This window comes from Arthrobacter luteolus NBRC 107841, assembly GCF_001552075.1.
Lineage (GTDB): Bacteria > Actinomycetota > Actinomycetes > Actinomycetales > Micrococcaceae > Arthrobacter_B > Arthrobacter_B luteolus.
The window spans coordinates 359,822-384,882 of sequence record NZ_BCQM01000001.1 but is presented as its reverse complement, the minus strand read 5'-3'; the positions used below and the strand labels follow the sequence as shown (position 1 = coordinate 384,882).

21 protein-coding genes are annotated in these 25,061 nt (G+C 66.2%); 14 read left to right on the top strand and 7 right to left on the bottom strand.

Annotated elements, in window-relative coordinates:
- Positions 1–7: 7 nt before the first annotated feature.
- The 4 genes from AL3_RS01725 to AL3_RS01710 form a co-directional block, all read right to left on the bottom strand.
- A complete protein-coding gene (locus AL3_RS01725) occupies positions 8–766 on the bottom strand; it encodes an iron ABC transporter ATP-binding protein (RefSeq protein WP_066295823.1) in 759 nt (252 codons plus the stop codon).
- A complete protein-coding gene (locus tag AL3_RS01720; protein ID WP_246168414.1) occupies positions 763–1,779 on the bottom strand; it encodes an iron chelate uptake ABC transporter family permease subunit in 1,017 nt (338 codons plus the stop codon). The genes AL3_RS01725 and AL3_RS01720 overlap by 4 nt, the downstream gene beginning before the upstream one ends.
- Positions 1,772–2,722: an ABC transporter permease gene (locus AL3_RS01715; RefSeq protein ID WP_066296982.1), complete on the bottom strand. Its 951-nt coding sequence runs from the start codon at positions 2,720–2,722 to the stop codon at positions 1,772–1,774. Before AL3_RS01715 ends, AL3_RS01720 begins: the two co-directional genes overlap by 8 nt.
- Positions 2,723–2,890: 168 nt before the next feature.
- Positions 2,891–3,844, bottom strand: a complete 954-nt coding sequence (locus AL3_RS01710) for a siderophore ABC transporter substrate-binding protein (protein WP_066295822.1) — start codon at positions 3,842–3,844, stop codon at positions 2,891–2,893.
- Between the two features lie 378 nt (positions 3,845–4,222).
- Here AL3_RS01710 and groES point away from each other — a divergent pair, with 378 nt between their 5' ends.
- The 12 genes from groES to AL3_RS01650 all read left to right on the top strand — a co-directional run bounded on the left by groES (position 4,223) and on the right by AL3_RS01650 (position 21,212).
- Positions 4,223–4,519 carry a co-chaperone GroES gene (groES, locus tag AL3_RS01705; RefSeq protein WP_055239413.1) on the top strand — a complete coding sequence of 99 codons (297 nt, stop codon included), beginning with the start codon at positions 4,223–4,225 and terminating at the stop codon, positions 4,517–4,519.
- Positions 4,520–4,597: 78 nt separating this feature from the next.
- Positions 4,598–6,208 carry a chaperonin GroEL gene (gene groL, locus AL3_RS01700; RefSeq protein WP_066295821.1) on the top strand — a complete coding sequence of 537 codons (1,611 nt, stop codon included), beginning with the start codon at positions 4,598–4,600 and terminating at the stop codon, positions 6,206–6,208.
- A 161-nt stretch (positions 6,209–6,369) separates the two neighbouring features.
- The gene (locus AL3_RS01695; protein WP_246168415.1) at positions 6,370–8,499 is read left to right on the top strand and encodes an acyltransferase family protein; all 2,130 of its coding nucleotides are present in this window, start codon (positions 6,370–6,372) and stop codon (positions 8,497–8,499) included.
- A 125-nt stretch (positions 8,500–8,624) separates the two neighbouring features.
- Positions 8,625–10,142, top strand: a complete 1,518-nt coding sequence (gene guaB / locus AL3_RS01690; protein WP_066295819.1) for an IMP dehydrogenase — start codon at positions 8,625–8,627, stop codon at positions 10,140–10,142.
- An 80-nt stretch (positions 10,143–10,222) separates the two neighbouring features.
- Positions 10,223–11,362, top strand: coding sequence for a GuaB3 family IMP dehydrogenase-related protein (locus tag AL3_RS01685; protein ID WP_066295818.1), 1,140 nt, complete (start codon positions 10,223–10,225; stop codon positions 11,360–11,362).
- A gap of 50 nt (positions 11,363–11,412) precedes the next feature.
- Entirely contained in the window at positions 11,413–13,137 is a 1,725-nt protein-coding gene (locus tag AL3_RS01680) for a glycerol-3-phosphate dehydrogenase/oxidase (RefSeq protein ID WP_066295817.1), read from the top strand.
- 13 nt (positions 13,138–13,150) lie between these two features.
- The gene (locus AL3_RS01675) at positions 13,151–13,642 is read left to right on the top strand and encodes a PTS sugar transporter subunit IIA (protein WP_066295816.1); all 492 of its coding nucleotides are present in this window, start codon (positions 13,151–13,153) and stop codon (positions 13,640–13,642) included.
- A gap of 55 nt (positions 13,643–13,697) precedes the next feature.
- The gene (locus tag AL3_RS01670; protein WP_066295814.1) at positions 13,698–14,534 is read left to right on the top strand and encodes an SURF1 family protein; all 837 of its coding nucleotides are present in this window, start codon (positions 13,698–13,700) and stop codon (positions 14,532–14,534) included.
- Positions 14,531–14,953, top strand: coding sequence for a DUF3817 domain-containing protein (locus AL3_RS01665; RefSeq protein WP_066295809.1), 423 nt, complete (start codon positions 14,531–14,533; stop codon positions 14,951–14,953). Before AL3_RS01670 ends, AL3_RS01665 begins: the two co-directional genes overlap by 4 nt.
- Before the next feature lie 84 nt (positions 14,954–15,037).
- Positions 15,038–16,627, top strand: coding sequence for a glutamine-hydrolyzing GMP synthase (guaA, locus tag AL3_RS01660; protein ID WP_066295807.1), 1,590 nt, complete (start codon positions 15,038–15,040; stop codon positions 16,625–16,627).
- An 87-nt stretch (positions 16,628–16,714) separates the two neighbouring features.
- Positions 16,715–20,674, top strand: coding sequence for a DUF4011 domain-containing protein (locus AL3_RS01655; protein ID WP_246168418.1), 3,960 nt, complete (start codon positions 16,715–16,717; stop codon positions 20,672–20,674).
- Positions 20,649–21,212, top strand: coding sequence for a hypothetical protein (locus AL3_RS01650; protein ID WP_066295805.1), 564 nt, complete (start codon positions 20,649–20,651; stop codon positions 21,210–21,212). The genes AL3_RS01655 and AL3_RS01650 overlap by 26 nt, the downstream gene beginning before the upstream one ends.
- 46 nt (positions 21,213–21,258) lie before the next feature.
- On the opposite strand, the gene cpaB is transcribed toward AL3_RS01650, so the two are convergent.
- From cpaB to AL3_RS01635, 3 genes are all read right to left on the bottom strand, one after another.
- The gene (cpaB, locus tag AL3_RS01645; RefSeq protein WP_066295803.1) at positions 21,259–21,876 is read right to left on the bottom strand and encodes a Flp pilus assembly protein CpaB; all 618 of its coding nucleotides are present in this window, start codon (positions 21,874–21,876) and stop codon (positions 21,259–21,261) included.
- Positions 21,877–22,212: 336 nt separating this feature from the next.
- Positions 22,213–22,515, bottom strand: a complete 303-nt coding sequence (locus AL3_RS01640; protein WP_066295801.1) for an FmdB family zinc ribbon protein — start codon at positions 22,513–22,515, stop codon at positions 22,213–22,215.
- Positions 22,516–22,625: 110 nt separating this feature from the next.
- Positions 22,626–23,234 (bottom strand): 5-formyltetrahydrofolate cyclo-ligase, encoded by a 609-nt coding sequence (locus AL3_RS01635; protein ID WP_066295799.1) that lies wholly within the window; start codon positions 23,232–23,234, stop codon positions 22,626–22,628.
- Between the two features lie 68 nt (positions 23,235–23,302).
- On the opposite strand from AL3_RS01635, the gene galU reads away from it, so the two are divergent.
- Together galU and AL3_RS01625 are read left to right on the top strand one after the other, a co-directional pair.
- Positions 23,303–24,205 carry a UTP--glucose-1-phosphate uridylyltransferase GalU gene (galU, locus tag AL3_RS01630; RefSeq protein WP_066295798.1) on the top strand — a complete coding sequence of 301 codons (903 nt, stop codon included), beginning with the start codon at positions 23,303–23,305 and terminating at the stop codon, positions 24,203–24,205.
- A 4-nt stretch (positions 24,206–24,209) separates the two neighbouring features.
- Complete coding sequence (locus tag AL3_RS01625) at positions 24,210–24,827, top strand: GNAT family N-acetyltransferase (protein ID WP_066295796.1); 618 nt, start codon at positions 24,210–24,212, stop codon at positions 24,825–24,827.
- The last annotated feature ends 234 nt before the right edge of the window (positions 24,828–25,061 follow it).

The following is a 25,061-nucleotide window of genomic DNA, read 5'->3' as shown; positions in this document are numbered from 1 at the left end:
AGCCACCTCAGGCGAAGTACACGCCGATCCGGTTGCCCTCGATCTCCTCGATGCGGATATCGATCTCGTAGATGTCCTTCAGGACCTCCGGCTGCATGATCATCGACGGCGGTCCCTGGTGGAGCAGCTTGCCGTCGGCCATCGCAATGATGTCGTCGGAGTAGCAGGACGCGAAGTTGATGTCATGGATGACCAGGACCACCGTCTTGCCGAGTTCGTCCGTGAGCCGCCGGAGCAGCCGCATCATCTCCACGGAGTGCTTCATGTCCAGGTTGTTCAGCGGTTCATCCAGCAGCAGGTAGTCGGTGTCCTGCGCCAGCACCATGGCGATGAAGGCCCGCTGCCGCTGGCCGCCGGAGAGCTCGTCCACAAAGCGGTCCGCCAGGGCGGTCAGGTCAAGGAACGCCATGGCCTGTTCGATCTTCTCCCGGCACTGCGCCGTCGGGCGTCCGCCATTGTGCGGATACCGGCCGAAGCCGACGAGGTCCCGGACGGTCAGGCGGACGGTCAGGTGGTTGTCCTGCCGCAGGATCGCCATCTTCCGGGCCAGGTCCTTGCCGGGGGTGCGGACAACGTCCAGTCCGTCCACGGTCACAGTGCCGGAATCGGCAGGAAGCAGCCGGGCAATCATGGACAGCAGGGTGGACTTGCCGGCACCGTTGGGGCCGATGATTGAGGTGACGCCGCCTTCCTTGATGTGGCAGCTCACCTCATCCACCACGGCGGTGTTCGCGTACGTCTTGGTGACGCCGGTGACCTGGATCATTTGACGGAGCCTTTCAGGAGCAGGATCAGGAAGACGATCCCGCCGACGAATTCGATAACAATGCTCAGGGCCGTGTCGAACGCGAAGATGCGTTCCAGGACCAGCTGCCCGCCCACCAGGGCGATGATGCCGAGCAGGACGGCGATCGGGACCACAGCCGCGTGCTTGAAGTGGGAACAGAGCTGGTAGGCCAGAGACGCCACCAGCAGCCCGAAGAAGGTCACCGGTCCCACCAGGGCGGTCGAGACGGCCACCAGCACCGAACAGATGACGAGGACGATGGTCACCACCCGCTTGTGCTCCACCCCCAGGTTGATTGAGGTTTCCCGGCCCAGGGACAGCACATCCAGCTGGTGGCGCAGCCGCCAAGCCGGAATGCTCACGACCGCCGCGGCGATCAGTGAGTAGCCCAGCAGGGCGCCGTCAACGTTGTTGAAGCTGGCGAAGAACAGGTCCTGCAGGATGATGAACTCGCTCGGCTCGATCAGCCGCTGCAGCAGCGAGGAGACGCCGCGGAACAGGGTGCCCAGCACAATGCCGACCAGCAGCATCAGGTGCAGTGATTTCCCGCCCCCGGTAAAGAGCCAGCGGTAGAGCAGGAAGGAGAAACCCACCATCAGGGCGACTTCCATGCCGTAGCGCAGCGGTTCCGACATGGACAGGACCAGTCCGCCGCCGAAGGTAAAGACCAGGACGGTCTGGATGAGCACATAGAGGGCGTCAAAGCCCATGATCGACGGCGTCAGGATCCGGTTGGCGGTCACGGTCTGGAACAGCACGGTGGAGACGCCGACGGCGTAGGCCACCAGGATCATCGATCCCACCTTGATGGCGCGGCGGGGCAGCACGTAGCCGATGTTCCCGCGCAGGTCGATAGTCATAAAAATGGCCACCAGGACAGCTGCCGCCACCGACAGCAGGATGATCCAGAAGCGGGGGGAGAGTGTCCGGACCGGACGGCGGCGCTGGGCGGTGAGAGCGGAGGGGAGGGCACTGACTGGACTGCTAGGCACGGGCGGAGCGCTTTCTCAGGAGCAGGTAGAGGAACAGGGCGCTGCCGATGGCGGAGACGATGACTCCAACGGGGATCTCATACGGGTAGCGGATGGTCCGGCCGATGATGTCGCAGGCGAGGACGAAGCCCGCCCCGAAGATAGCGACCCAGGGGATGGCGCGGCGGACATTGTCCCCGATCAGAAGGGAGACCAGGTTGGGAACAATCAGCCCCAGGAACGGAACCGATCCAACACTCACCACAACCACGGCGCTGATCAGCGACACGATGATGAGCCCCAAGGTCATGACCCGGTTGTAGTTCAGGCCCAGGTTGGTGGTGAAATCCTGGCCCATGCCGGCCACGGTGAACCGGTCCGCAGCGAGGTAGCCGATGAGCGTCAGTGCACCGACGATCCAGAGCAGCTCGTAGCGTCCGCGCAGCACCCCGGAGAAATCGCCGGTCATCCAGGAGTTCAGGGTCTGCAGCAGGTCGAACCGGTAGGCGAAAAAAGTGGTGACGGCGGCAATCACGCCGCCGAGCATGATTCCCACGAGCGGGACGATCAGTGTGTTGCGCAGTGGAATGCGGCGCAGGACCAGCAGGAAGAGCGCCGTGCCGGCCACGGCAAATACCGTCGCGGTGGACATTTTCAGGAAGAGGGAAGCACCCGGCAGGAAAACGGTGACCACCAGGATGCCCAGGGACGCGGACTCCACTGTGCCCACGGTGGAGGGTTCCACGAACTTGTTGCGTGCCATCAGCTGCATGATGAGCCCGGCCACGCTCAGCGCCATACCGGCCAGGATGATGCTCAGAGTCCGGGGGACCCGGCTGATCCAGAAGATGTCCCAGGCATGTTCGTCACCGGCAAGCAGGGAGCCCAGCGAAACGTCGCTGACACCAACGAACATGCTGACGACGGCGAGCACCAGGACGGCGGTTCCCCCCAGGATCAGCATGGCTGCGGGACCCAGGAACCGCCGTCGTCCGGAAACGGCAGCGGCCCCGGCGGGTGCCGGAGCTGCGGGGGGAGTAATCGTGGTCATAGCGTGTTCCGTCTCCCTCAGCGGCCGGCCTTCCCCTGGGGAAGGCCGGCCGGCAAGGATCTAGCAGGTGGTGTGGACGGTCTAGGCGATGCCGTCCTGGACAGCGCTGACCATGGCGTCAACGTTGTTCAGGCCGTAGCCCACGAGGTACCAGCTGGAGGAATCGAGCATGGTGATGTTGTCGTTCTGGGCAGCCTTGGTGCCCTTGACCAGTTCGTTGTCCAGTACTGCGGAGGCAACTTCGCCGGCGTTGCCCACTGCGACGTCGCGGTCGATGACGAACAGGTGATCCGGGTTGACCTCGGCCACGTATTCGAAGGACACGGATTCGCCGTGCTGGGCTTCGGACTTGATGTCCGCAGCGGTGGCTACACCGAGGACGTCGTGGATCAGGCCGAAACGGGAGCCGGCGCCGTAGGCAGTCATTTCACCGCCGCTGGTCAGGACGATCAGGCCGTTGCCTGCGTCTGCTGCGGTGGCCTTGGTTTCTTCGACCTTGGCGTCCAGGGCAGCAAGCTTCTCTTCAACTTCGGCTTCCTTGCCGAAGATCTCACCGATGATTTCGGTGTTCGAGATGAAGGAATTCCACGGATCCGCAGCGTCGGTGCTGACGTTGATCGTGGGAGCGATCTTGCTCAGTTCCTCATAGGAATCGGATACCCGGCCGGACATGATGATCAGGTCGGGGGCGCCGGCGCTGATGGCCTCGAAGTCGGGCTCCTTCATGCTGCCGATCTTGGCGTAGTCATCCGAGCCGTACTTGGACAGGCTTTCGGGGAAGTTCGCGGCAGGGACACCGTCCACCTCGATGCCCAGGGCATCCAGGGTGTCCAGGGCACCCAGATCGAAGGTGTAGACCGTCTCCGGGTTAACCGGAACCTCGGTGGTTCCCTGCGTGTGCTCGACGGTGACGGTGGTGGGCTCGGCAGCTGCCGGCTCGGCGGCAGCGTCGGTTTCCTGGCCGCACGCGCTCACGGCAAGCAGGGACACGAGGGCGGTTCCGGCAAGCAGCCGGGACTTCAGGGTCGTCTTCACGAGTGGGTGCTCCAGTTTGTTTCTCAAAGGATGCGCCGCCTGCCGGATGCCTCCGCCATTAGGACACAAAATCGTTGGCTAATTTTTGCGCGCCCTTGAAAACTATCCGGTTAGGCAAGGCTAAGCAACTTGAGGGCGGGGTGCAGGTAACAGAAAGCCCGGCTGCCGCAGGGGCGCCCAAAGCACGCACTCACGATTCCCTCAAGGATTGTTGGCACTCACCTTGACCGAGTGCTAACGGTTGCATAAAGTCGGACCTAGCACTCGCCATGTGAGGGTGCTAACTCCTGAGGGAAGCGTTCACCGGCACCCGCGACGACGGCAAGCGCCTACCGACGGTCCACAAACCCGTTAGTAACTAAGCAAAGGAGAGCCCGAGTGTCGGTCTCTATTAAGCCCCTTGAGGATCGCATCGTTGTTCGCCCGCTCGAAGCTGAGCAGACCACGGCCTCCGGCCTGGTCATCCCGGACACCGCAAAGGAAAAGCCGCAGGAAGGCGAAGTCGTAGCAGTCGGCCCCGGCCGCGTAGACGACAACGGCAACCGTGTGCCGATCGATGTCGCCGAGGGCGACGTCGTCATCTACTCCAAGTACGGCGGAACCGAGGTCAAGCAGGGCGGCCAGGAATACCTGGTGCTCTCCGCACGCGACGTGCTGGCCATCGTCGTCAAGTAATTCTTTGAAGACCCCGGCCAGATTCGGCCGGGGTTTTCTTTTGTAGATGCAGATGTAGTTGTCGGAAAGGACACACACATGGCAAAGCAGTTGGAGTTCAACGACTCCGCCCGTCGTTCACTGGAAGCCGGTGTCGACAAGCTCGCCAACACGGTCAAGGTCACCCTCGGCCCGCGCGGCCGCAACGTTGTGCTCGCCAAGACGTGGGGCGCCCCCACCATCACCAACGACGGCGTCACGATCGCCCGCGAAGTTGAGCTGGACGACCCGTATGAGAACCTTGGCGCGCAGCTGGCCAAGGAAGTCGCCACCAAGACCAACGACGTCGCCGGTGACGGCACCACCACCGCCACCGTCCTGGCCCAGGCCCTCGTGAAGGAAGGCCTGCGCAACGTGGCAGCCGGCGCAGCACCGGGCGCCCTCAAGCACGGCATCGAAACTGCCGTCGAGGCCGTCGCCGCGCGCCTGCTGGAAAACGCCCAGGAAGTAGAGGGCAACCAGGTTGCCCACGTCGCCGCCATCTCCGCGCAGAGCGAAGAAATCGGCGAACTGCTGGCCAAGGCTTTCGACACGGTCGGCAAGGACGGCGTCATCACGATCGAAGAGTCCTCTTCGACCTCCACCGAACTGGTCATCACCGAAGGCATGCAGTTCGACAAGGGTTACCTCTCGCCCTACTTCGTGACCGATCCGGAACGCCAGGAAGCCGTCCTCGAAGACGCGCTCATCCTGATCAACTCCGGCAAGATCTCTTCGGTCGCCGAATTCCTTCCCCTGCTGGAGAAGGCACTGCAGGCCTCCAAGCCGCTGTTCATCATTGCCGAAGATGTTGACGGTGAAGCCCTGTCCACCCTGGTGGTCAACAAGATCCGCGGCACGCTGAACGTGGTTGCCGTCAAGGCTCCGGGCTTCGGAGACCGCCGCAAGGCCATGATGCAGGACATCGCGACCCTCACCGGCGCGCAGGTCGTGTCTCCGGACCTCGGCCTGAAGCTGGACCAGGTTGGCCTTGAGGTGCTGGGCTCCGCCCGCCGCATCACGGTCACCAAGGATCACACGACCATCGTCGACGGCTCCGGTTCCGAAGCTGACGTCGCGGACCGTGTGGCCCAGATCCGTGCCGAAATCGAGCGCACGGATTCCGACTGGGACCGCGAGAAGCTCCAGGAGCGCCTGGCTAAGCTCTCCGGCGGCATCGGCGTCATCAAGGTCGGCGCCGCAACCGAAGTTGAGCTGAAGGAAAAGAAGCACCGGATCGAAGACGCCGTGTCCTCGACCCGTGCCGCCCTGGAAGAAGGCATTGTGGCCGGCGGCGGTTCCGCGCTGGTCCACGCTGCCCGCGCCCTGGACACCGATGCCAACGTCACCAAGCTCGAAGGCGACGCCGCCACCGCGGTTGGCCTGGTCCGCCGCGCCCTGGCGCAGCCGCTGCGCTGGATCGCCGAGAACGCCGGTGCCGAAGGCATGGTTGTTGTTTCCAAGGTAGGTGAGCTCGAAGTCAACAACGGCTTCAACGCCGCCACCGGCGAATACGTCAACCTGATCGAAGCCGGCGTCATCGACCCCGTCAAGGTCACCCGGTCGGCGCTGCGCAACGCTGCTTCGATCGCTGCCCTGGTCCTCACGACCGAGGCACTGGTTGTTGAAAAGCCCTCCGACGAGGGCGATGACCACGGTCACCAGCACTAGTTTCAGCTGAGCAAAAAGGCCCGGCCAGGCGCAGGATTTCTGCGTTCGGCCGGGCCTGTTTGTGTCCTGCGTCCCGTGGCTGGGCACTGCGCGGATTCCAGCTCTGTGCGAACGGCAGGTAAACTCTTGCGGTATTTACCATGTCGAAAGGACACCCGCAAGTGTCAGCACCTGAGCAGCACGCTGCCGCTTCGCGCCACGCCGCCCGCCCCGAAGCAGCAGCGAAGTCCGGCACCACCGCCACCCCGGCAGCATCAGCCCCCACCGAACGGCGCTACCGCCCCGAAGTCCAGGGCCTCCGAGCCCTCGCCGTGGTGCTGGTGGTCCTCTACCACGTGTGGCTTGGACGGGTTTCCGGGGGAGTGGACATCTTCCTGCTGATTTCGGCCTTCCTGCTCACCGGCTCCTTCGTCCGCAAAGCCGAAACCGGCCGCGCCCTGGCCCTGGGCCGCTACTGGCTGCACCTGTTCAAGCGCCTGCTGCCCGCCGTCGTCGTAGTGCTGCTTGCCGTCCTTACGGCGGCCGCATCCCTCCTGCCGGCCAGCGCCTGGCAGGACGTCATCGGCCAGGCATGGTCCTCGCTCTTCTATGTCCAGAACTGGACCCTGGCCAACAATGCCGTGGACTACCTCGCCGCGGACCACAGCGCCGCGAGCCCGCTCCAGCATTTCTGGTCCCTGTCCATCCAGGGCCAGGTCTTTATCCTCTGGCCGCTGATCTTCGCCGCAGCCCTTCCGGCGGCCAAGCTGCTCCGACGCAGCTACCGGTCCGTGCTGGCCGTGACCTTCGGCACCATTTTCGCTGCCTCGCTGGTGTTCTCGATCTGGGAAACCAGCACCAACCAGGCCTACGCCTACTTCGATACCCGGACCAGGCTTTGGGAATTCGCGCTCGGCTCACTGCTGGCGCTGGCCCTGCCTTACCTGCAGCTGAACCGCCGCCTGCGGATCGTCCTGGGCTGGGTGGGTGTGGCCGCCATGCTCAGCTGCGGCATCATCCTGCAGGTCCAGCAGCAGTTCCCGGGCTACCTCGCGCTGTGGCCCACCCTTGCCGCAGCCATGATCATCACCGCCGGAGACACCGGCAGCAGCCGGGGTGCGGACCGCTGGCTGAAGGCAAAACCGCTGGTGAAGCTGGGGGACAACTCCTACGCCCTTTACCTGTGGCACTGGCCCATCCTGGTCTTCTGGCTCGTCGCCTCCGGGCAGCAGAATGCCGGCATCATCGACGGCGCGGTGGTGATCGCGGTTTCCCTGGTGCTGGCGGTCCTGACAACCAAGCTGGTCGAAGGCCCGCTGCGCGGCTGGTCCTGGCCCGAAGCGGCGTCCTGGCGCTCCGCCGTCGTCCTCGCTGCGTCGTTTGCCGTGGTCGCGGCACCGCTGGCGGGCTGGCAGGCCAAGGTCACCGCGGACGCCGAAGCCGTCCGGCTGCAGAGCATCGCGGACAACCCCGGCGCCCTGGCGCTGGATCCGGCCTTCGAATTCGCCGCCTCAACCAGCGCCCTGGTGAAGCCTTCACCGGCGGACATGGACCAGGAATGGGCGCAGCTGGACGAATCCTGCGGAGCGGATTTCGCGCCCGCGGACGACTCCGTCCTGGCGGACTCCTGCAAGCAGATCGGCAGCGCCGAGGGGGCCAAAAAGACCATTGTGGTCCTGGGCGACTCGCACTCCATGCAGTGGTCCGCGGCTCTGCGGCCGATTGCGCTGGCCAACGACTGGCACGTGGTCACCGTCCTGAAAATGGGCTGCCGCTACGGTGACGAGGATCCGGAACGCTCACCGGAATGCAACGCGTTCAACCAGGCGGCCAGGGACTACGTCCTGGAAAAGGCACCCGACGCAGTGTTCACCGTGGCTTCGGTCACCAAGGAATCCCGTCCTGATGAAATGCTGGCCGGAGGCTACGACGAGGGCGTGCGCGGCTTCGCCGAAGCGGGAATCTCCGTGCTGGCCATGCGGGATAACCCGCGGTTCGAATTCGATATGTTCAAGTGCCTGGAAGAGAACGGTTTCGCGGCCGATGCGTGCCAGGTGCCGCGCGGCGACGTCCTGGCGGAAGTCTCGCCGCTGGAAGGGCTGGAGGAACGGATTCCCGGCGTCCAGGTCCTGGATATGTCCGACCTGCTCTGCATTGACGGCACCTGCCCGGGAATCATCGGGAATGTGATCGTCTACAAGGACCATGACCACCTCAACCGCACCTACATGGAGACCACGTCCCATGTGCTGGCCGAACGCATCCTCGAAGCCACCGGCTGGGAGGGGACCACGGTCCCGGAGTCGGCCTAACCGGTGCCGGGCGGGAGAAGCCCCGGGAATAGGGCGCCCCGCCGGTTTCGTTCTACGATTGAATGTAACGCGGCCGTGATGCTCCGGCCCTCCCCACACTCTCCGGTCCTGAAAGAGGCGCGAACTTGAGCCAGCAGTCCCCAGAACACGATCCGTTCGGCTTCATCGGTCTTACCTACGACGATGTCCTCCTGCTGCCCGGCCCCACGGACGTGATCCCGTCCGAGGCTGACACCAGCTCCCGCCTCAGCAAGCGGATCACGGTCCAGACCCCGCTGCTGTCCGCTGCGATGGACACCGTGACCGAATCCCGGATGGCCATCGCCATGGCCCGCCACGGCGGCCTCGGGGTGATCCACCGCAACCTGTCCATCACCGACCAGGCTGAGCACGTGGACCGCGTCAAGCGCAGCGAATCCGGCATGATCACCAACCCGGTCACGATCTACCCGGAAGCAACGCTGGCGGAACTCGATGACCTGTGCGCCCACTTCCGGGTCTCCGGCCTGCCCGTCGTGGACCCGGACAACAAGCTCCTGGGTATCGTGACCAACCGCGACACCCGCTTCATTCCGCGCTCCGAGTACGCCACCCGCACGGTCGGGGAAGTCATGACCCGGATGCCGCTGATCACCGGACGCGTGGGCATCACACCCGAGGAAACCGTCGAGCTGCTCGGCAAGAACCGGATTGAAAAACTCCCGCTGGTGGACGACGCCGGCCGCCTGCAGGGCCTGATCACGGTCAAGGACTTCGACAAGGCCGAGCAGTACCCGCTGGCCACCAAGGACGACGAGGGCCGGCTCCGTGTCGGTGCCGCCGTCGGGTTCTTCGGCGACGGTTACGAGCGGGCGATGACGCTGGTCGAGGCCGGCGTCGACATCCTGGTGGTGGACACCGCGAACGGCCACAGTGCAGGCGTCCTGGAGATGATTGCCCGGCTGAAGAAGGATCCGGCTGCCGCGCACGTCGACGTCATCGGCGGACAGGCCGCCACCCGTGAGGGCGCACAGGCCCTGATCGACGCCGGTGCGGACGCCATCAAGGTGGGCGTGGGCCCGGGCTCCATCTGCACCACCCGCGTTGTTGCCGGTGTTGGCGTTCCGCAGATCACCGCCATCTACGAAGCCGCAAAGGCAGCCATTCCCGCAGGCGTGCCGGTGATCGCCGACGGCGGCCTGCAGTACTCGGGCGACATCGGCAAGGCCATCGTGGCCGGCGCTGACACCGTGATGCTCGGCGGCCTGCTCGCCGGCTCGGCCGAGAGCCCCGGCGACCTTGTCTTCGTCAACGGCAAGCAGTTCAAGACCTACCGCGGCATGGGGTCCCTGGGCGCCATGCAGACCCGCGGGAAGAACACGTCCTACTCCAAGGACCGCTACTTCCAGGCAGACGTCCCCAGCGACGAGAAGCTGATCCCGGAAGGCATTGAAGGCCAGGTGCCGTACCGCGGCCCGCTCTCCGCCGTCGCGCACCAGCTGGTCGGCGGCCTGCGCCAGACCATGTTCTACACCGGCGCGCACACCATTCCCGAGCTCAAGGCCAAGGGGCGGTTCGTCCGGATCACCCCCGCCGGGCTGAAGGAATCCCACCCGCACGACATCATGATGACCGCCGAGGCGCCGAACTACGGCCGCCGCTAGGCACCTGCTCCATGACGAAGCGGGCACCGTTCCACAGGGACGGTGCCCGCTTCCTTTTTGGTCTGGGATAACCTAGAGCAGTGACTAACGAGATAGAGATTGGCCGAGGCAAGCGTGGGCGCAGAGCCTACTCCCTGGATGACGTAGCGATTGTGCCGTCCCGGCGCACCCGCGATCCGCAGGACGTCTCGGTCAACTGGCAGATAGACGCCTACCAGTTCGAGATGCCGGTGATCGGCGCTCCCATGGACTCGGTGATGTCCCCGGCAACGGCCATTGCCCTTGGCCGGCTTGGCGGACTCGGCGTCCTGAACCTCGAGGGCCTGTGGACCCGTTACGAGGATCCGCAGCCGGTCCTGGACGAGATTGCCGTCCTGAGCGAAGAGAACTTCAACCCGGCTGCCACCCGCCGGCTGCAGGAAATCTACGCGGCACCCATCCGTGCCGAACTGATCACCTCCCGCCTGGCCGAGGTCCGCGAAGCCGGAGTCACCGTGGCAGGGTCACTGACGCCGCAGCGCACCCAGGAGTTCTACAAGACCGTCCTGGCCGCGGGCGTGGACATCTTCGTCATCCGCGGAACCACCGTCTCCGCCGAGCACGTCTCCAAAAACGCCGAACCGCTGAACCTCAAGCAGTTCATCTACGAACTCGACGTCCCCGTCATCGTGGGCGGTGCCGCCGGCTACACCCCGGCGCTGCACCTGATGCGCACCGGCGCTGCCGGCGTCCTGGTTGGTTTCGGCGGGGGAGCGACGACGACGACGCGGCGTGCCCTGGGCATCCACGCGCCGATGGCCACTGCGATCTCCGACATCGCCGAAGCGCGCCGGGACTACATGGACGAGTCCGGCGGCCGCTATGTGCACGTGATTGCCGACGGCGGCATGGGCACCAGCGGCGACATCATCAAGGCCATCGCCATGGGCGCCGACGCAGTGATGCTCGGTTCCGCCCTGGCCCGCGCCGAAGAAGCCCCCGGACGGGGCTGGCACTGGGGCCAGGAAGCGCACCACAGCGAACTGCCGCGCGGAGACAGGGTCCATCTGGACACCGTCGGCCCGCTCCAGGAAGTGCTGTGGGGTCCGTCGCACCATACCAACGGGACATCGAATCTGATGGGTGCACTAAGGCGGGCAATGGCCACTACCGGCTACTCTGATCTAAAGGCCTTCCAGCGCATCGATGTGCTGGTCTCGCCCTACCTGTACAACACCTGAGCACATCCTCCCCGGTACCCGGGGGCACGCTTCAGAGAGGAATCTTGACCATGGCTACAGATGCTCTAAGTCCGGAATACCGCGAAGCTGCCCTCGAGAAACTGCGTGCCACCGCCCAACCCGGCGGTGAGCTGGACATCCTGATCGTCGGCGGCGGCGTGGTGGGTGCCGGGGCGGCGCTCGACGCCGTGACCCGCGGCTTGAAGGTCGGCATGGTGGAAGCCCGGGACTGGGCCTCAGGAACCTCCTCCCGGTCCTCGAAGCTGATCCACGGCGGTCTGCGGTACCTGGAAATGCTTGATTTCGCGCTGGTGCAGGAAGCCCTGAAGGAACGCGGCCTGCTGATCCAGCGGATTGCCCCGCACCTGGTCAAGCCGGTGCCCTTCCTGTATCCGCTGACCAAGCGGGTCATCGAGCGGCCGTACGTCGGCGCCGGAATCCTGCTCTACGACACCATGGGACTGACCTCGGGCAATTCCCGCGGGGTGCCCATGCACAAGCACCTCAGCCGGCGTTCGACCCTCCGGGCGGCTCCCAGCCTCAAGGACGACGCCATGATCGGCTCGATCCGCTATTACGACGCGCAGGTCGACGACGCACGCTACGTGGCCAACATGGTCCGCACCGCAGTGCATTACGGCGCTGCCGCCGCGAACCGGCTCGCCGTCGTCGACTTCCTCCGGGAGGGCGAGCGTGTGGTCGGAGCCCGGGTCCGGGACCAGGAAAGCGGGGAAGAGTTCGACATCTTCGCCCAGCAGGTGGTCAACGCCACCGGCGTCTGGACCGATGAAACCCAGGCCATGGTCACGGACCGCGGCCAGCTGAAGGTCCGGGCCTCGAAGGGCATCCACCTTGTGGTGCCGCGGGACCGGATCCAGTCCACCGTGGGCATGATTCTCCGCACCGAGAAGTCCGTGCTCTTCGTGATCCCGTGGGGACGGCACTGGATCGTCGGCACCACAGACACCGACTGGAACCTGGACAAGGCGCACCCGGCCGCAACGTCGGCGGACATTGACTACCTCCTCGAACACGTCAACCGGGTCCTGAAACGGCCCCTGACCCGCGAGGACGTCGAAGGCGTGTACGCCGGGCTGCGGCCCCTGCTGGCGGGCGAGAACGATTCCACTGCCAAGCTCTCCCGCGAACACGTCGTGGCGCACCCCGTACCGGGGCTGGTGGTCGTCGCCGGCGGAAAGTGGACCACCTACCGGGTGATGGCAAAGGACGCTGTGGACGAGGCAGCACGGGCCTTGGACGAAAAGGTCCCCGAGAGCTGCACCCAGACGATTCCGCTGCTCGGTGCCGTCGGCTACAAGGCCGCCTGGAACAAACGCCACCGTACGGCGGAGGACTACGGCATCCATGTGGTGCGGGTGGAGCACCTGCTCAACCGCTACGGCTCCCTGGCCGGCGAAGTGCTGGACCTGATTGCCGCGGACCCGACCCTCGGCGAGCCCCTGCCCGGCGCGGATGACTACCTGCGCGCCGAAGTTGTGTACGCCACCACGCACGAAGGTGCCCGCCACATCGAGGACGTTCTGGCCCGCCGGACCCGGATCTCCATCGAGTCCTGGGACCGTGGTGTCTCCGCAGCTCCGGTCGTCGCCAAGCTGATGGCTCCGGTGCTGGGCTGGGATGAACAGCGGGTTGAAAGCGAGGTCCGGCACTACCTGGCCCGGGTGGAGGCAGAGCGCCTGAGCCAGGAACAGCCGGACGACGTTTCCGCCGATGCTGCCCGGCTGGCCGTCCAGGACATCGCGCCCCCGCGCTGAACGGCATGCAAGCATGAGCGATCTGAGTCTGAATCAGTATGACGCGGTCCTGACGGAACCGGAGATGGTCATCCTGGACCTGGAGGCCAAAGACCGGACCGATGCTGCCGCCCAGCTTGCCGAGCGGATGTACAAGCAGGGCCGGCTGACCGATCTGCAGGGCTTCCTGAAGGACGTCACGGCCAGGGAACACCAGATGGCCACCGGGCTTCCCGGCGGAATCGGTCTGCCGCATGCCCGGAGCGAGTACGCGGTCAAGACCTCGATCGCCGTGGGTATCTGCAAATACGGGCACCGGCTGGACTTCGGGGCGTTGGACGGCCCGGCTAGCGTGGTGCTGCTGATTGCGACGCCCGCCGCCTCCTATTCCGAGCATCTTGAGGTCCTGGCCACCCTCGCCCGGTCGCTGTTCCGGCCGGCTTTCCGCGAATCCCTGCGCCGGGCCCAGGACCCGGAGGTTATTGCGGAACTGATCAATTCCTCGCTGGTGTTCTTTGACCATTGACCGCCCGGCGACCGGGCATTCGGTTTTCTACACAAGTACGAAGTACCGTTAAGCCGTGCTTAAGACTGCCCTGCAACTACGCTGGATCGCCGGCCTGATCCTTGCTCTGGCCATTTCCACCGTCTTCGTGCTCCTCAGCGAGTGGCAGTTTTCCTCCGCTGAGAATGAGGGCGCCCCGCCGGCAGCGACCACGGAGGAGGTCCGCCCGCTCACCGAGGTCTTCACCCCGGGGGAGCCGCTTTACGCCACCCAGGCCGATCAGATGGTCTCTTTTACCGGCTCCTTCCAGCCCGCAGACCAGGTCCTGGTTCCGAACCGCCTGCAGGACGGCGAGGAAGGCTACTGGGTGGTCACGGCCTTCGCCGTCGACGGCGCACCCGGGGATACGCTGATCCCGGTCGTCCGCGGCTGGACCGACGACTCGTCCAACGCAGGCACCGCCCCGGAGGGCGGCGTCGAAATCACCGGGCGGCTCCTGCCCTCTGAGGCACCGGTCGCCGGTCCCCAGCCCGACGGGACAGTGGGCGCACTTTCCAGTGCGGAGCTCGCGAACATCTGGGACGAACCCCTCTATTCCGCGTTCGTCACGGCACACGAGACGCAGGCTGCCGGCCAGCAGGGCCCGGCCAGCGAGCTGGAAACCGTCGTCACAGGACCGCAGCCGCAGGAAAAGACCGTCAACTGGCTGAACATCTTCTACGCAGTGGAATGGTTCGTTTTTGCCGGGTTCGCTGTGTTCCTCTGGTGGCGTCTGCTCGCCGACTCCTACCAGCGCAGCCTCGAAGACGATGACGACTATGAAGACGATGACGAGTACGACGATGCACCTGAAGACGACCAGTCCGGCGGAGAGCTGCCGCCCGGACCAACTAGCAGTGAGGTAAAGAAGTGAGCGATCCCGCAGTCACCAAGAAGCCGAGGCCCCGGAAAAAGAAGCGCCGGTTCGGCGGAACCCACGCCCAGATCCGTTCTGCCCTGACCTTCTACAAGATCTCCTCATGGGTGACGGGCGTTTTCCTGCTGCTGCTGGTCGCCGAAATGATCATGAAGTACGCGCTGGACATCCCCCCGGTGATGCTCGGCGGCCTGAACCTGTACACGGCGGTGCTGATCGCCCACGGCTGGCTCTACGTGGTTTACCTGTTCGCGGACTTCAGGATCTGGCAGATGATGCGCTGGCCGTTCGCAAAATTCATTGTGATTGCCCTGGGCGGTGTTGTGCCGTTCCTCTCCTTCATCGTGGAGAGCCGGACCCACAAGCAGGTGCTGGCCGAGCTGGAAGCCCACCCCGAAGCGGCCAAGCGCTACTAGCGGCAGAGCCGGACCGGCCGCGCACCGCGGCCGGTCCCGCCCGCGATGTGCGGTGGCGGCACTCAGGCGACTATCCTTGAAACCGTGACTAATCCCGCGACTGCTCCCATAGAAGAGCGCCCCGTCCTGGTTGTAGACTACGGTGCCCAGTACGCCCAGCTGATTGCCCGGCGCGTGCGCGAAGCCGATGTTTACTCCGAGGTTGTGCCGCACACCTACAGCACTGAAGCGCTGCTGGCCAAGAACCCCGCAGCCATTATTCTGTCCGGCGGACCCTCCAGCGTCTACGCCGAGGGTGCACCGAAAATCGATCCCGCGCTCTTCGAAGCCGGGGTGCCGGTCTTCGGCATCTGCTACGGCTTCCAGGCAATGGCCGCCGCACTCGGCGGCAAGGTCGCCGAGACCGGCCTGCGCGAATACGGTTCCACGGACGCCAAGACCGTCAACGGTGCCCGCTCCATCCTCGAAGGCACTCCGGACCACCAGAACACCTGGATGAGCCACGGGGACAGCGTCCAGGAAGCTCCTGAGGGCTTCGATGTGCTGGCCAGCACCGCCGGCGCGCCGGTGGCCGCTTTCGCCAACGAGGAGAAGCGGCTCTACGGCGTGCAGTGGCACCCCGAGGTCAAGCACTCCGCCCACGGGCAGCAGGTCCTGGAGAACTTCCTGTTCAAGGGCGCCCGCCTGGACCGCAGCTGGACCACCGGCAACATTGTCGACGAGCAGGTCGAGCGGATCCGCGAACAGATCGGCTCCTCCCGGGTCATCTGCGGTCTTTCCGGCGGCGTCGACTCCGCCGTGGCAGCTGCCCTGGTCCAGCGCGCCGTCGGCGACCAGCTGACCTGTGTCTTCGTGGACCACGGCCTGCTCCGTGAAGGTGAGGCAGAGCAGGTGGAACGCGACTTCGTCGCCGCCACCGGCGTCAACCTCTACGTCGCCAACGAACAGGAGCGTTTCCTGAGCGCCCTCGCCGGCGTCACCGATCCGGAAACGAAGCGCAAGATCATTGGCCGTGAGTTCATCCGCGCCTTCGAAGAAGCCGAGCGTGCCATCATGGCCGAGGCCAAGGCCGCCGGCGAACCGATCCGCTTCCTGGTTCAAGGCACCCTGTACCCCGACGTCGTCGAATCCGGCGGCGGCGAAGGTGCGGCGAACATCAAGAGCCACCACAACGTGGGCGGCCTGCCGGAAGACATGCAGTTCGAACTGGTCGAGCCGCTGCGCCTGCTGTTCAAGGACGAGGTCCGTGCCGTGGGCCGCGAGCTCGGCCTGCCCGCCGAAATCGTTGGCCGCCAGCCGTTCCCCGGCCCCGGACTCGGTATCCGCATCATCGGCGAGGTCAACCAGGAACGCCTGGACCTGCTGCGCCGGGCAGACGCGATTGCCCGCGCCGAGCTCACCGCTGCCGGCCTGGATGACGAGGTCTGGCAGATGCCGGTAGTGCTGCTGGCTGATGTCCGCAGCGTCGGAGTCCAGGGTGACGGCCGCACCTACGGCCATCCCATCGTCCTGCGTCCGGTGTCCAGCGAAGACGCCATGACGGCGGACTGGTCGCGGCTGCCGTATGACCTGCTGGCCCGGATTTCGAACCGGATCACCAACGAGGTGGACGGTGTGAACCGCGTGGTGCTCGACGTGACGAGCAAGCCGCCGGGAACCATCGAGTGGGAGTAGCATCATAAACGCGGGGGACGGCTGAACAAGCCGTCCCCCGCGTTGCTATCCGGAGCTATCGAGGTCAGAGGAGATAGCTTGGAAGGTATGCCAGTTTGGTCAAGATCGTCGCGCGGAAGTGCAGGAAAGAGGACACCAGTGTCTGAGCAGAATCCCGGGGAAAAGGCCTCGGACTTCCTGCTGCCGTGGCTGGCCGGGCTCGGCCAGCATGCGGGGTCGGACACGCTGCTGCACTACACGGTCTCGGCGGAAAACAGCATCGACCTGACCCACGCGCACCCCTCCGGCCTGGCCCAGCTGCTCGCCGGGCGGCGCACCCGGCTCTCCACCCTGCTGCGCGACGCCGACCATTACCGGACGGCGATGCGGGCTGCCCGGGCGCTCCGGGCGAAAATCTACGAACTGGGCTCCGACCGGGGGCTCGACGTCGGATACCTCGCAGCGGGCACTGCCTCCTGGCGCTATGCATCCGATGACGCAGTGCGGCCGGAATCCCTGACCGCACCGGTGCTGCTGACACCGGTGTCGCTCACGGTTCACCCCTCCCAGGACGACTACGAACTCCAGCTCACCGGCAAGGCCGAGCTGAACCCGGCCCTGGTCCGGCACCTGCAGGTCCAGCAGGGCCTGGACGTCGACGCCGACGTGCTGGCCCGGCTTGCCTACGGCACCGCCCGGTTCGATCCGCACCCGGTCCTGGACCGGCTGCGTGCCCTCGCCGAGGGTGTGCGCGGAATGAACATCGAACACCGGATCCTCGTTTCGACCTTCGCTGACCTCCCTGACCTTGCCGAGGATACGGCGCTGGACCCCAGCCACCCTGTTCTCCGCGCCCTGATGGAATCCGCTCTCAACGGGCAGGCGCAGCCCTCCGAACCCGGCGACCCAGGGCTTCCCCCGCTCGACGAACGCTCCCCGGCCGATGAACTGCTGGTGCTTGACGCCGACCGCGAGCAGCAGGACGTCCTGGACCTGATCGGTGCAGGAGAATCCCTGGTGGTTTCCGCGCCGCCCGGCACCGGGCAGACACAGACCGTGATCAACGCGGCCGCAGCGCTGGTGAACGCCGGGAAGTCCGTGCTGGTGGTCGCCGAACGCCGCAGCACGCTGAACGAATTCGTCTCCGGACTGGATGCACTGAACCTGGGATCCCTGGTCCTGCAGGCCAATACCGGCCTGAACGAGGAGCAGCTGCGCGACCGGCTGGTCAGGGCAATTGTCCGCAACGAAAAAGCCGTGGAACCCAACCTGGGCAACCTTCACAAGGTACTGGCCGAAAGCCGGCACCAGCTCAGGGACCATGTGAAGTCCCTGCATAACGTCCGCCAGCGCTGGGGCTGCTCGCCCTACCAGGCGATGCAGTCATTGGCCGAGCTGACCTCCATGAACCCGGCCCCGGCCACGACCGTCCGGCTCAAGCGCAGCGTGCTGGACAGCATCACCGACCGCACCGAGCTGACCGGGCGCCTCCGCCGCGCCGCCGAGCTGGGCAGCTTTTCCCGCGCCGCCGTTTCCAGCCCGTGGTTCGGCGCCAAGCTGCTCAACCGCAAGGAAACCGAAGCAGCGCACAAGCTTTCCGAGGAACTGGCCGAGGCGCTGCCCCGCCTGCGCGAACGGGTCCAGGAAGTCGCGGAACATTCCCAGATCAGCCTGGGTGAGACCTTTGCGCAGTGGGGCGAGCAGCTGGAACTGCTGGTCGCCGTGCGCGAGAGCCTGGACAAGTTCACCCCGGACATTTTCGACCGTCCGGTGACCGACCTCATTTCCGCGACCGCGTCCTCCTCCTGGCGCAGGGAGCATGGCGTGGACATGAGTTCCATGACCCGCTCCCGGCTGCGCCGGGTCGCCAAGGAGTACATCCGTCCCGGGGTCCATATTTCGGACCTGCATACCTCCCTCGTCCTGGTCCAGCAGCAGCGGGTGACCTGGTCGCGGTATGCCACCACCCAGCGCCACCCCTCCGTGCCGACCGGACTCGCGGACCTGAACGGCACGTTCCTGGCCGTGAAGGAACAGCTGGAAACGCTGACCGGAATCCTGGCCCAGACACCGGACAAACCGGAACTCTCGGCGCAGTCGCTGGATGAGCTGGAAAAAAGGCTCCATGCCCTGGCCGGGGATAAGGAAACCCTGGAAACCCTGCCCGAGCGGACCCTGCTCGTGGACGAGATGCGGGACCAGGGCCTCGGCGAACTGCTGGACGACCTCGAAGCCAGGGAAGTCACACCGCGGCAGGTGGGCTACGAGCTGGAGCTGGCCTGGTGGCAGTCCGCCCTCGAAGCCATGATCAGCGGGGACGACTACCTCGCCATGTCCGACGGCGACAGCCTGCGCCGGCTGGAAGCGGAATACCGGCTGGCCGATAACGCGCACATCGCCTCAGGCTCCTCACGGCTGCGCTGGGCACTCTCCCGGCGCTGGCACGACGGGATTAAATCCAAGGCGCACGCCGCCGGACGGCTCAAGGAAACCATCAAGTCAGGTCCGCTGAGTGTTGAATCGCTGGGCACCCAGTCCGAAGACCTCGTCACCTCCCTGCTTCCCATCTGGGCTGCCAGTCCGCTGCTGCTGCCCATGCTGCTGCCCGGCAGCCGGCGGTTTGACGCTCTGCTCATCCTCGACGCGGAATCCGTCAGCCTGCAGGCTGCCGTACCCGCCATCGCACGGGCCAGCCAGGTCATCGCCTTCGGCGACGGCTGCCTGGGCGGCCCGCGTCCCTTTACCATCGATGTGCAGGCACAGCCGGCCGGTGAGGACCTGCCCAGCGTCTTCGACGCCCTCCAGCGGATCCTGCCCAGCCGCTCCCTGTCCACCGTGTACCGGGGGACCGACAAGCACCTGCTGAAGCAGCTGAGCGACGAGTTCTACGGCGGGCGGCTCGCGTGGGTACCCCGCGGCGACGAAGTGACCACCGGCGAACGCCCGCTGACCGTGGAGTACCTCGCCGACGGAACGGGCATGCCCAGCGCCGACCACGAAGGCGTTGAAAGCGTTGCCGCCGAGGTCAACCGTGTGGTGGACCTGGTTTTCGAGCACGTCAGGCGGCGGCCCAGCCAGTCCCTGGCCGTGATTACTGCCAGTTCCAGGCACGCCGTCCGGGTCGCCGAGGCGATCCGGGTCCAGATGGCGAACTTCCCCTGGGCTGCTGACTTCTTCGCCCCCGGGGCCGAGTCCTTCCGCGTGGTTCCTGCCGACCGGGCATCGGGTCTGGTCCGGGACGCCGTGATCTTCTCCCTCGGCTTCGGCCGGACGCCCCATGGCCGTGCCCTGCACAACTTCGGGCTGCTTTCCGAACCGGAAGGCCGCGGCCGGTTTGTGAATGCGATGACCCGGGCCCGGCAGAGGCTGCATGTCCTGACCTGTTTCCAGCCCGCAGACCTGGATGAATCACGCCTGGGCCACGGAGCCCTCGATTTCTACCGGCTGATTGTGCGTGAGCTCTCCGGAAAGCCGGCAGCCCCGGCGGAGACACTTCCCACCGGCGGCTCGATCATGTCCGATGACCCGCTGGTCGCGGACCTCGTCGGCCGGCTCCGCTCCCGCGGTGCACGCGTCTGGGACCACTACGACGGTGTGATCGACATCGTTGCGACAGTGGAGCGGCAGGGCGAGTCGGATACTGCGGTCCCGATGGCGATCGAGTCCGACGGCACGGCACGGTACCGGAGCATGAGCGTCCGGGAACGCAGCCGCCTTCGTCCGCAGCTGCTGGAGCGCCTGGGCTGGCGTTACATGCCGCTGTGGACCATTGAGGTATTCACCGATCCCTCAGCCTGCGCCGACCTGGTGGGCCGGTACCTTGGCCTGCGGCCGCCGGAAACCCAGCCGGAACCGGTCCGCGCCGCCAGCGCCGCCGGGAGCCGGAGCATTGTCACCCCGCACGGGAGCACCCGTATCCGCCAGCGTTCCGCTGAGGAAACCAGCTCCGGCCGGGAAACCGCTCCGGGCGGGGAATCAAACCCAGCCATCAGCGCTGCCGCGAAAGCTGCCGCAGCTGTGGCCGGTGGAAGTGATAGAGGCAATGAAGGAAAGACACCAGCAAACTGATCCGGCCGGCGCCGCTGATCCGGGGACAGACCCGGAGAGGTCTGGCAGCCCGCAGGAATCAGCCCGGAACCAGCAGCCGGAAGACTCGGCGAAAGCCCGGCCTGAAGCCCGGTCCGAGGCCCTGCCCGAGGCCCGGGACGAGGTCGCCGGCGCGGTAGCTGCCCCGGGGAAGCGCCGGTCCCGCCGCAGCACGGCGGCGCCGGCAACCCTGCGGCGCGCTGCGGAACTGATCCAGTCGGCCCCGGCCGGCCCCCGGAGTACCGGTAAACCCCCGGGAGGGCCCGGCGTCGGCGCCCGCCCTGCCCAGTCAGGCCGCCAGGCAGGCCGCCAGGCAGACCGCCAGGCAGGCCGTCAGGCAGGCCGTCAGGCCGAGGCACCCGGCAACACCGGTCAGTCCGCGGGCGCAGGCAACACCGGTCAGTCCGCGGGGGCATGCCTTCCACGGCTGGCCCGTGAAGATGATCCCCGCGCCTGGGGTGACCAGCCGGATGACAGTGCTCAGTGGCTGCGCGAGCAGCGCCCGCCGCACTGGGGCTGAACCAGAAGCCTGCCTCCGTCACGCCGCGCTCCCGTCCCGGCTGCAGCTAGCCACCGCTGAGGACCAGATAGAGGTTTCCGCGCTCGGAGGCCCCGGCCAAGGCTGCGGCTTCCTGCCCGCGGGCAGCGACGACGACCAGCCCGGCATCCGCTTCCGCGGACCCCGGCCAGCTTCCTCCGCTCTCCGGCGCATCGCCTCCAATCCACAGGACCGGAACGCCGGCGGCCAGCAGCGACGCAGCCGCGGCACCGTCGAAGTTGTCACCGGGTGCGAGCATCACATCGACCAGGACACCGGGAGAAAGCAGGCCTGCCACGGCCGGGTCCGCGGCCCGCAGCGGCACGGCGGACGTACCGGGCGGCGACCCCGCGAGCAGCCCGGGCCCCACCAGGAACGAATCAGTCAGGACGCTCCCGGCGCGCAGGGGAACGGCCAGCCGTTTTCCGGTGACCGCTGCCGCCGCGGCGAAAGACCCGGGAGGATCGGCGTCGGCCGGAAGCGAAGCCACCCGCAGGTCACCGGGCCCCAGGACACGCCCGGCCGGGAGGTCGGCACCGGCGGTCACTACGGAGACCGTCCGTGCGTCCGGAGGGAGATACGCCTCCACAGCAACGCCGCAGGCCAGGGCCGCGAGAACCCCTGCCAGCAGCCGCCTGTGGCGCACCGTAAACCTGCGGAACCGGTCCCGAAGCGAGGTGGCCCCTGGCCGCTCCCGCCCCGGGCGGCGGAGGGCAGGTCCAGGTCCGCCGTACGGCCGGGACGGACCAGCCCGCACACCAGGGGAAATCCGCTGACGGCGCGGGGGACCGCCCCGGGCACGGCGGGAGGTTGAGTTGACGAGGCTGCCGAACATGAGGCCAGCCTAGAACGCGCCGGGCCACGTTCCCCGGCGGGATACCGGGCCTGGGGACAACGAACGGCGCCCACCGTCCTGTGGAGGACCGGTGGGCGCCGTACGTTGTGTTTAGGGGCCGCTGCTGTGGCAGCGGTGGCTTGGCTTTTAGCCTGCGGCGGGAGCTGAGGACGACGCAGCGGCCGCCGGAGCCGGCGCAGCAGATGACTTCTCCGGCGCTCCTGCCTTGGCCGGGCTGTCCTTCGCCGGCGTGGCCGGGACGGTGGAAGCCGCGTCCCTGGAATCGGTGCGGTAGAACCCGGATCCCTTGAAAACCACGCCTACGCTGTTGAACTTCTTGCGCAGGTTTCCGCCGCACTCCGGGCAGACGGTGAGGCTGTCATCAGTGAAGGACTGCTGGATATCGAACGCGTGGCCGCAATCCTTGCAGGCATAGGCATACGTGGGCACTCTTACTCCTCCTGAAGACCGAAAAGAAGGCCGCAGCGGTGCTTTCCGCGCCAGCGCATCCCGGCTGGGACGCCGTGGGCTCTGGGGTTGGCACTCTGGGACCTTGAGTGCTAAGTATACACCCCGGACGGCGGCACGGGCGTGAAACCGGATGGCGTCAGGATCCCGTCCACGGGTGCGTCGAGCGGCTCGGCGGGAACCTCTCCGGCGGGCAGGAACTCATGGTCGTACACGATGGCGACAGTGCGCCCCGTACCGCCCGCCGCCCGGAACCTGGCCAGGAACCGGTCGTAATAGCCGCCGCCTTTGCCCATGCGGGTGCCGGCGGCGTCGGCGGCGAGGGCGGGGATGAAAAGCAGGTCGAGTCCCTTCACCTCCGCCAGATCCAGCCGGGGACCCACCGGTTCGGGGATGCCCGGGAACAGGCCGGCAGCCAGCTCCACGCCGGGGGTCCAGTGCCGCCAGGAGAGCTGCCGCCCGGGTTCACAGACCGGTACCAGCACTGTGTGACCGGCGGCGTTCAGATCCGCCAGGAGCCGGGAGGTATCAGGCTCACTGCCCATGGAGAGGTAGCAGGCCACCAAAGAGCGGGCCGGAAGTGTCCGCAGCAGGGGAGCGGCGGCCGCTGCCAGTTGCCCGGCGGTTGCGGCGGCACTGCCCAGCCCGCGCCGCTGACTGCGGAAACGGGAACGGATGCTGTCTTTGCTGTCGGCTGGCATGCACCTATTGTGCCCACAGCGGCGGTGCATTTGGCGCGCCGCATGCTCCCATAGGTATTCTTACCGTCATGACCTCACGACCGAAGATTACCAAAGCCGTTATTCCTGCCGCCGGTTTGGGCACACGCTTCCTTCCTGCCACTAAGGCCATGCCGAAGGAAATGCTCCCAGTCGTCGACAAGCCGGCTATCCAGTACGTCGTGGAAGAGGCCGTGAACGCCGGGATGCCAGACATCCTGATGGTTACCGGACGCAACAAGCGCTCCCTCGAAGACCACTTTGACCGGGTCCCCTTCATCGAGGCAACGCTGAAGGAAAAGGGCGACGAAAAGAAGCTCGCACTGGTGCGGGAGTCGTCCGAACTGGGTGAAATCCATTACCTTCGCCAGGGCGACCCCAAGGGCCTGGGACACGCCGTCCTCCGTGCGAAGCTGCACATCGGCGACGAGCCGTTTGCCGTGCTCCTCGGCGACGACCTCATCGATGCCCGTGATCCGCTGCTCGAAACCATGGTTGAGGTGCAGGCAAAGACCGGCGGCTCGGTCATCGCCCTGATCGAGGTGGAGCCCGACCAGATCAGCTCCTATGGATGCGCCGATATCTCGGTGATCGAAGGCGAGGACTTCGTCCGCGTCAACAAGCTGGTGGAAAAGCCGGACGTTGATGAGGCCCCGTCCAATCTCGCCGTCATCGGCCGGTACGTCCTGCACCCCGCAGTCTTCGGCGTCCTGGAAGAGACCGGTCCGGGCCGGGGCGGAGAAATCCAGCTCACCGATGCCCTGCAGACACTCGCTTCCGCTGAGGGTGAAGGCGCCGGAGTCTACGGCGTCGTCTTCCGCGGCCGCCGCTACGACACCGGAGACAAGCTCAGCTACCTGAAGGCCGTTGTGACCCTGGCTTCCGAACGCGAAGACCTCGGCCCGGACCTGCGTGCCTGGCTGAAGGAATTCAACGGCTCCATCGAAAACTAGCTCCGTGCTGGGGTCGGCAATCTGGCCGGTGACGCTCGAATGCGGCGACCTCATCCTCCGCCCCATCCGCTACCGTGACCGCGGGGAGTGGAGCGCGGTCCGGTCCCGGAACAGTTCCTGGATCGGTCCGTGGGAAGCGACCAATCCGCTGCCCGGCACCGAGCTGCCGAGCTATGCCGGGATGGTCCGCAGCCTGAACCAGCAGGCCAGGCAGGACACAGCGCTTCCGTTTGTCATCACGGAGCGGCTGGGCGGTGCGGGCCAGGCCCCGGCGATCATTGGCCAGCTGACCGTTTCCAGCATTGTGTGGGGCTCGGCGCGGATGGCGACCCTGGGCTATTGGGTGGATGAAGCCCGGGCCGGCCGCGGAATCGCCCCAACGGCGGTGGCCATAGCCACCGACCACTGCTTTCGGGCCCTGGGCCTGCACCGGATGGAAATCAACATCCGGCCGGAGAACCGGCCCAGCCTGCGCGTCGTGCAAAAGCTGGGTTTCCGGGAAGAAGGCCTGCGCCGGCGGTACCTGCATATCGCCGGAAACTGGGCCGATCATCTCAGCTTCGCACTCACGGCGGAGGAAGTCCCGGACGGGTTGCTGTCCCGGTGGCTCTCTACGCGCTGACCTCGGCTTTTACCGGTGGAACTGAGAATTCGGTGGAAGTCCGCCGACACACCGCCGGCAATGCCGAGCGCTAGGTTTCTTTTCTCATACCGTCATAGTTGTGGACATCCCTCTTAACAGCTCCCTGGTCCTGGCGGCAGCCGTCGGGCTTTGGCTGCTGTGGGTTGCCCCGCAGTACCTGCATGGAAGGCAGACACCTGCAGCGTCCGCATCCGGGCGAACAGGAACGGCCTC

Coding starts and splice junctions, on each gene's coding strand:
- AL3_RS01675 (WP_066295816.1), top strand. CDS start 13,151: ATGAGCGATCTGAGTCTGAATCAGTATGACGCGGTCCTGACGGAACCG.
- galU (WP_066295798.1), top strand. CDS start 23,303: ATGACCTCACGACCGAAGATTACCAAAGCCGTTATTCCTGCCGCCGGT.
- AL3_RS01650 (WP_066295805.1), top strand. CDS start 20,649: ATGAAGGAAAGACACCAGCAAACTGATCCGGCCGGCGCCGCTGATCCG.
- AL3_RS01680 (WP_066295817.1), top strand. CDS start 11,413: ATGGCTACAGATGCTCTAAGTCCGGAATACCGCGAAGCTGCCCTCGAG.
- AL3_RS01715 (WP_066296982.1), bottom strand. CDS start 2,722: ATGCTGATCCTGGGGGGAACCGCCGTCCTGGTGCTCGCCGTCGTCAGC.
- AL3_RS01725 (WP_066295823.1), bottom strand. CDS start 766: ATGATCCAGGTCACCGGCGTCACCAAGACGTACGCGAACACCGCCGTG.
- AL3_RS01635 (WP_066295799.1), bottom strand. CDS start 23,234: ATGCCAGCCGACAGCAAAGACAGCATCCGTTCCCGTTTCCGCAGTCAG.
- AL3_RS01655 (WP_246168418.1), top strand. CDS start 16,715: ATGCCAGTTTGGTCAAGATCGTCGCGCGGAAGTGCAGGAAAGAGGACA.
- groL (WP_066295821.1), top strand. CDS start 4,598: ATGGCAAAGCAGTTGGAGTTCAACGACTCCGCCCGTCGTTCACTGGAA.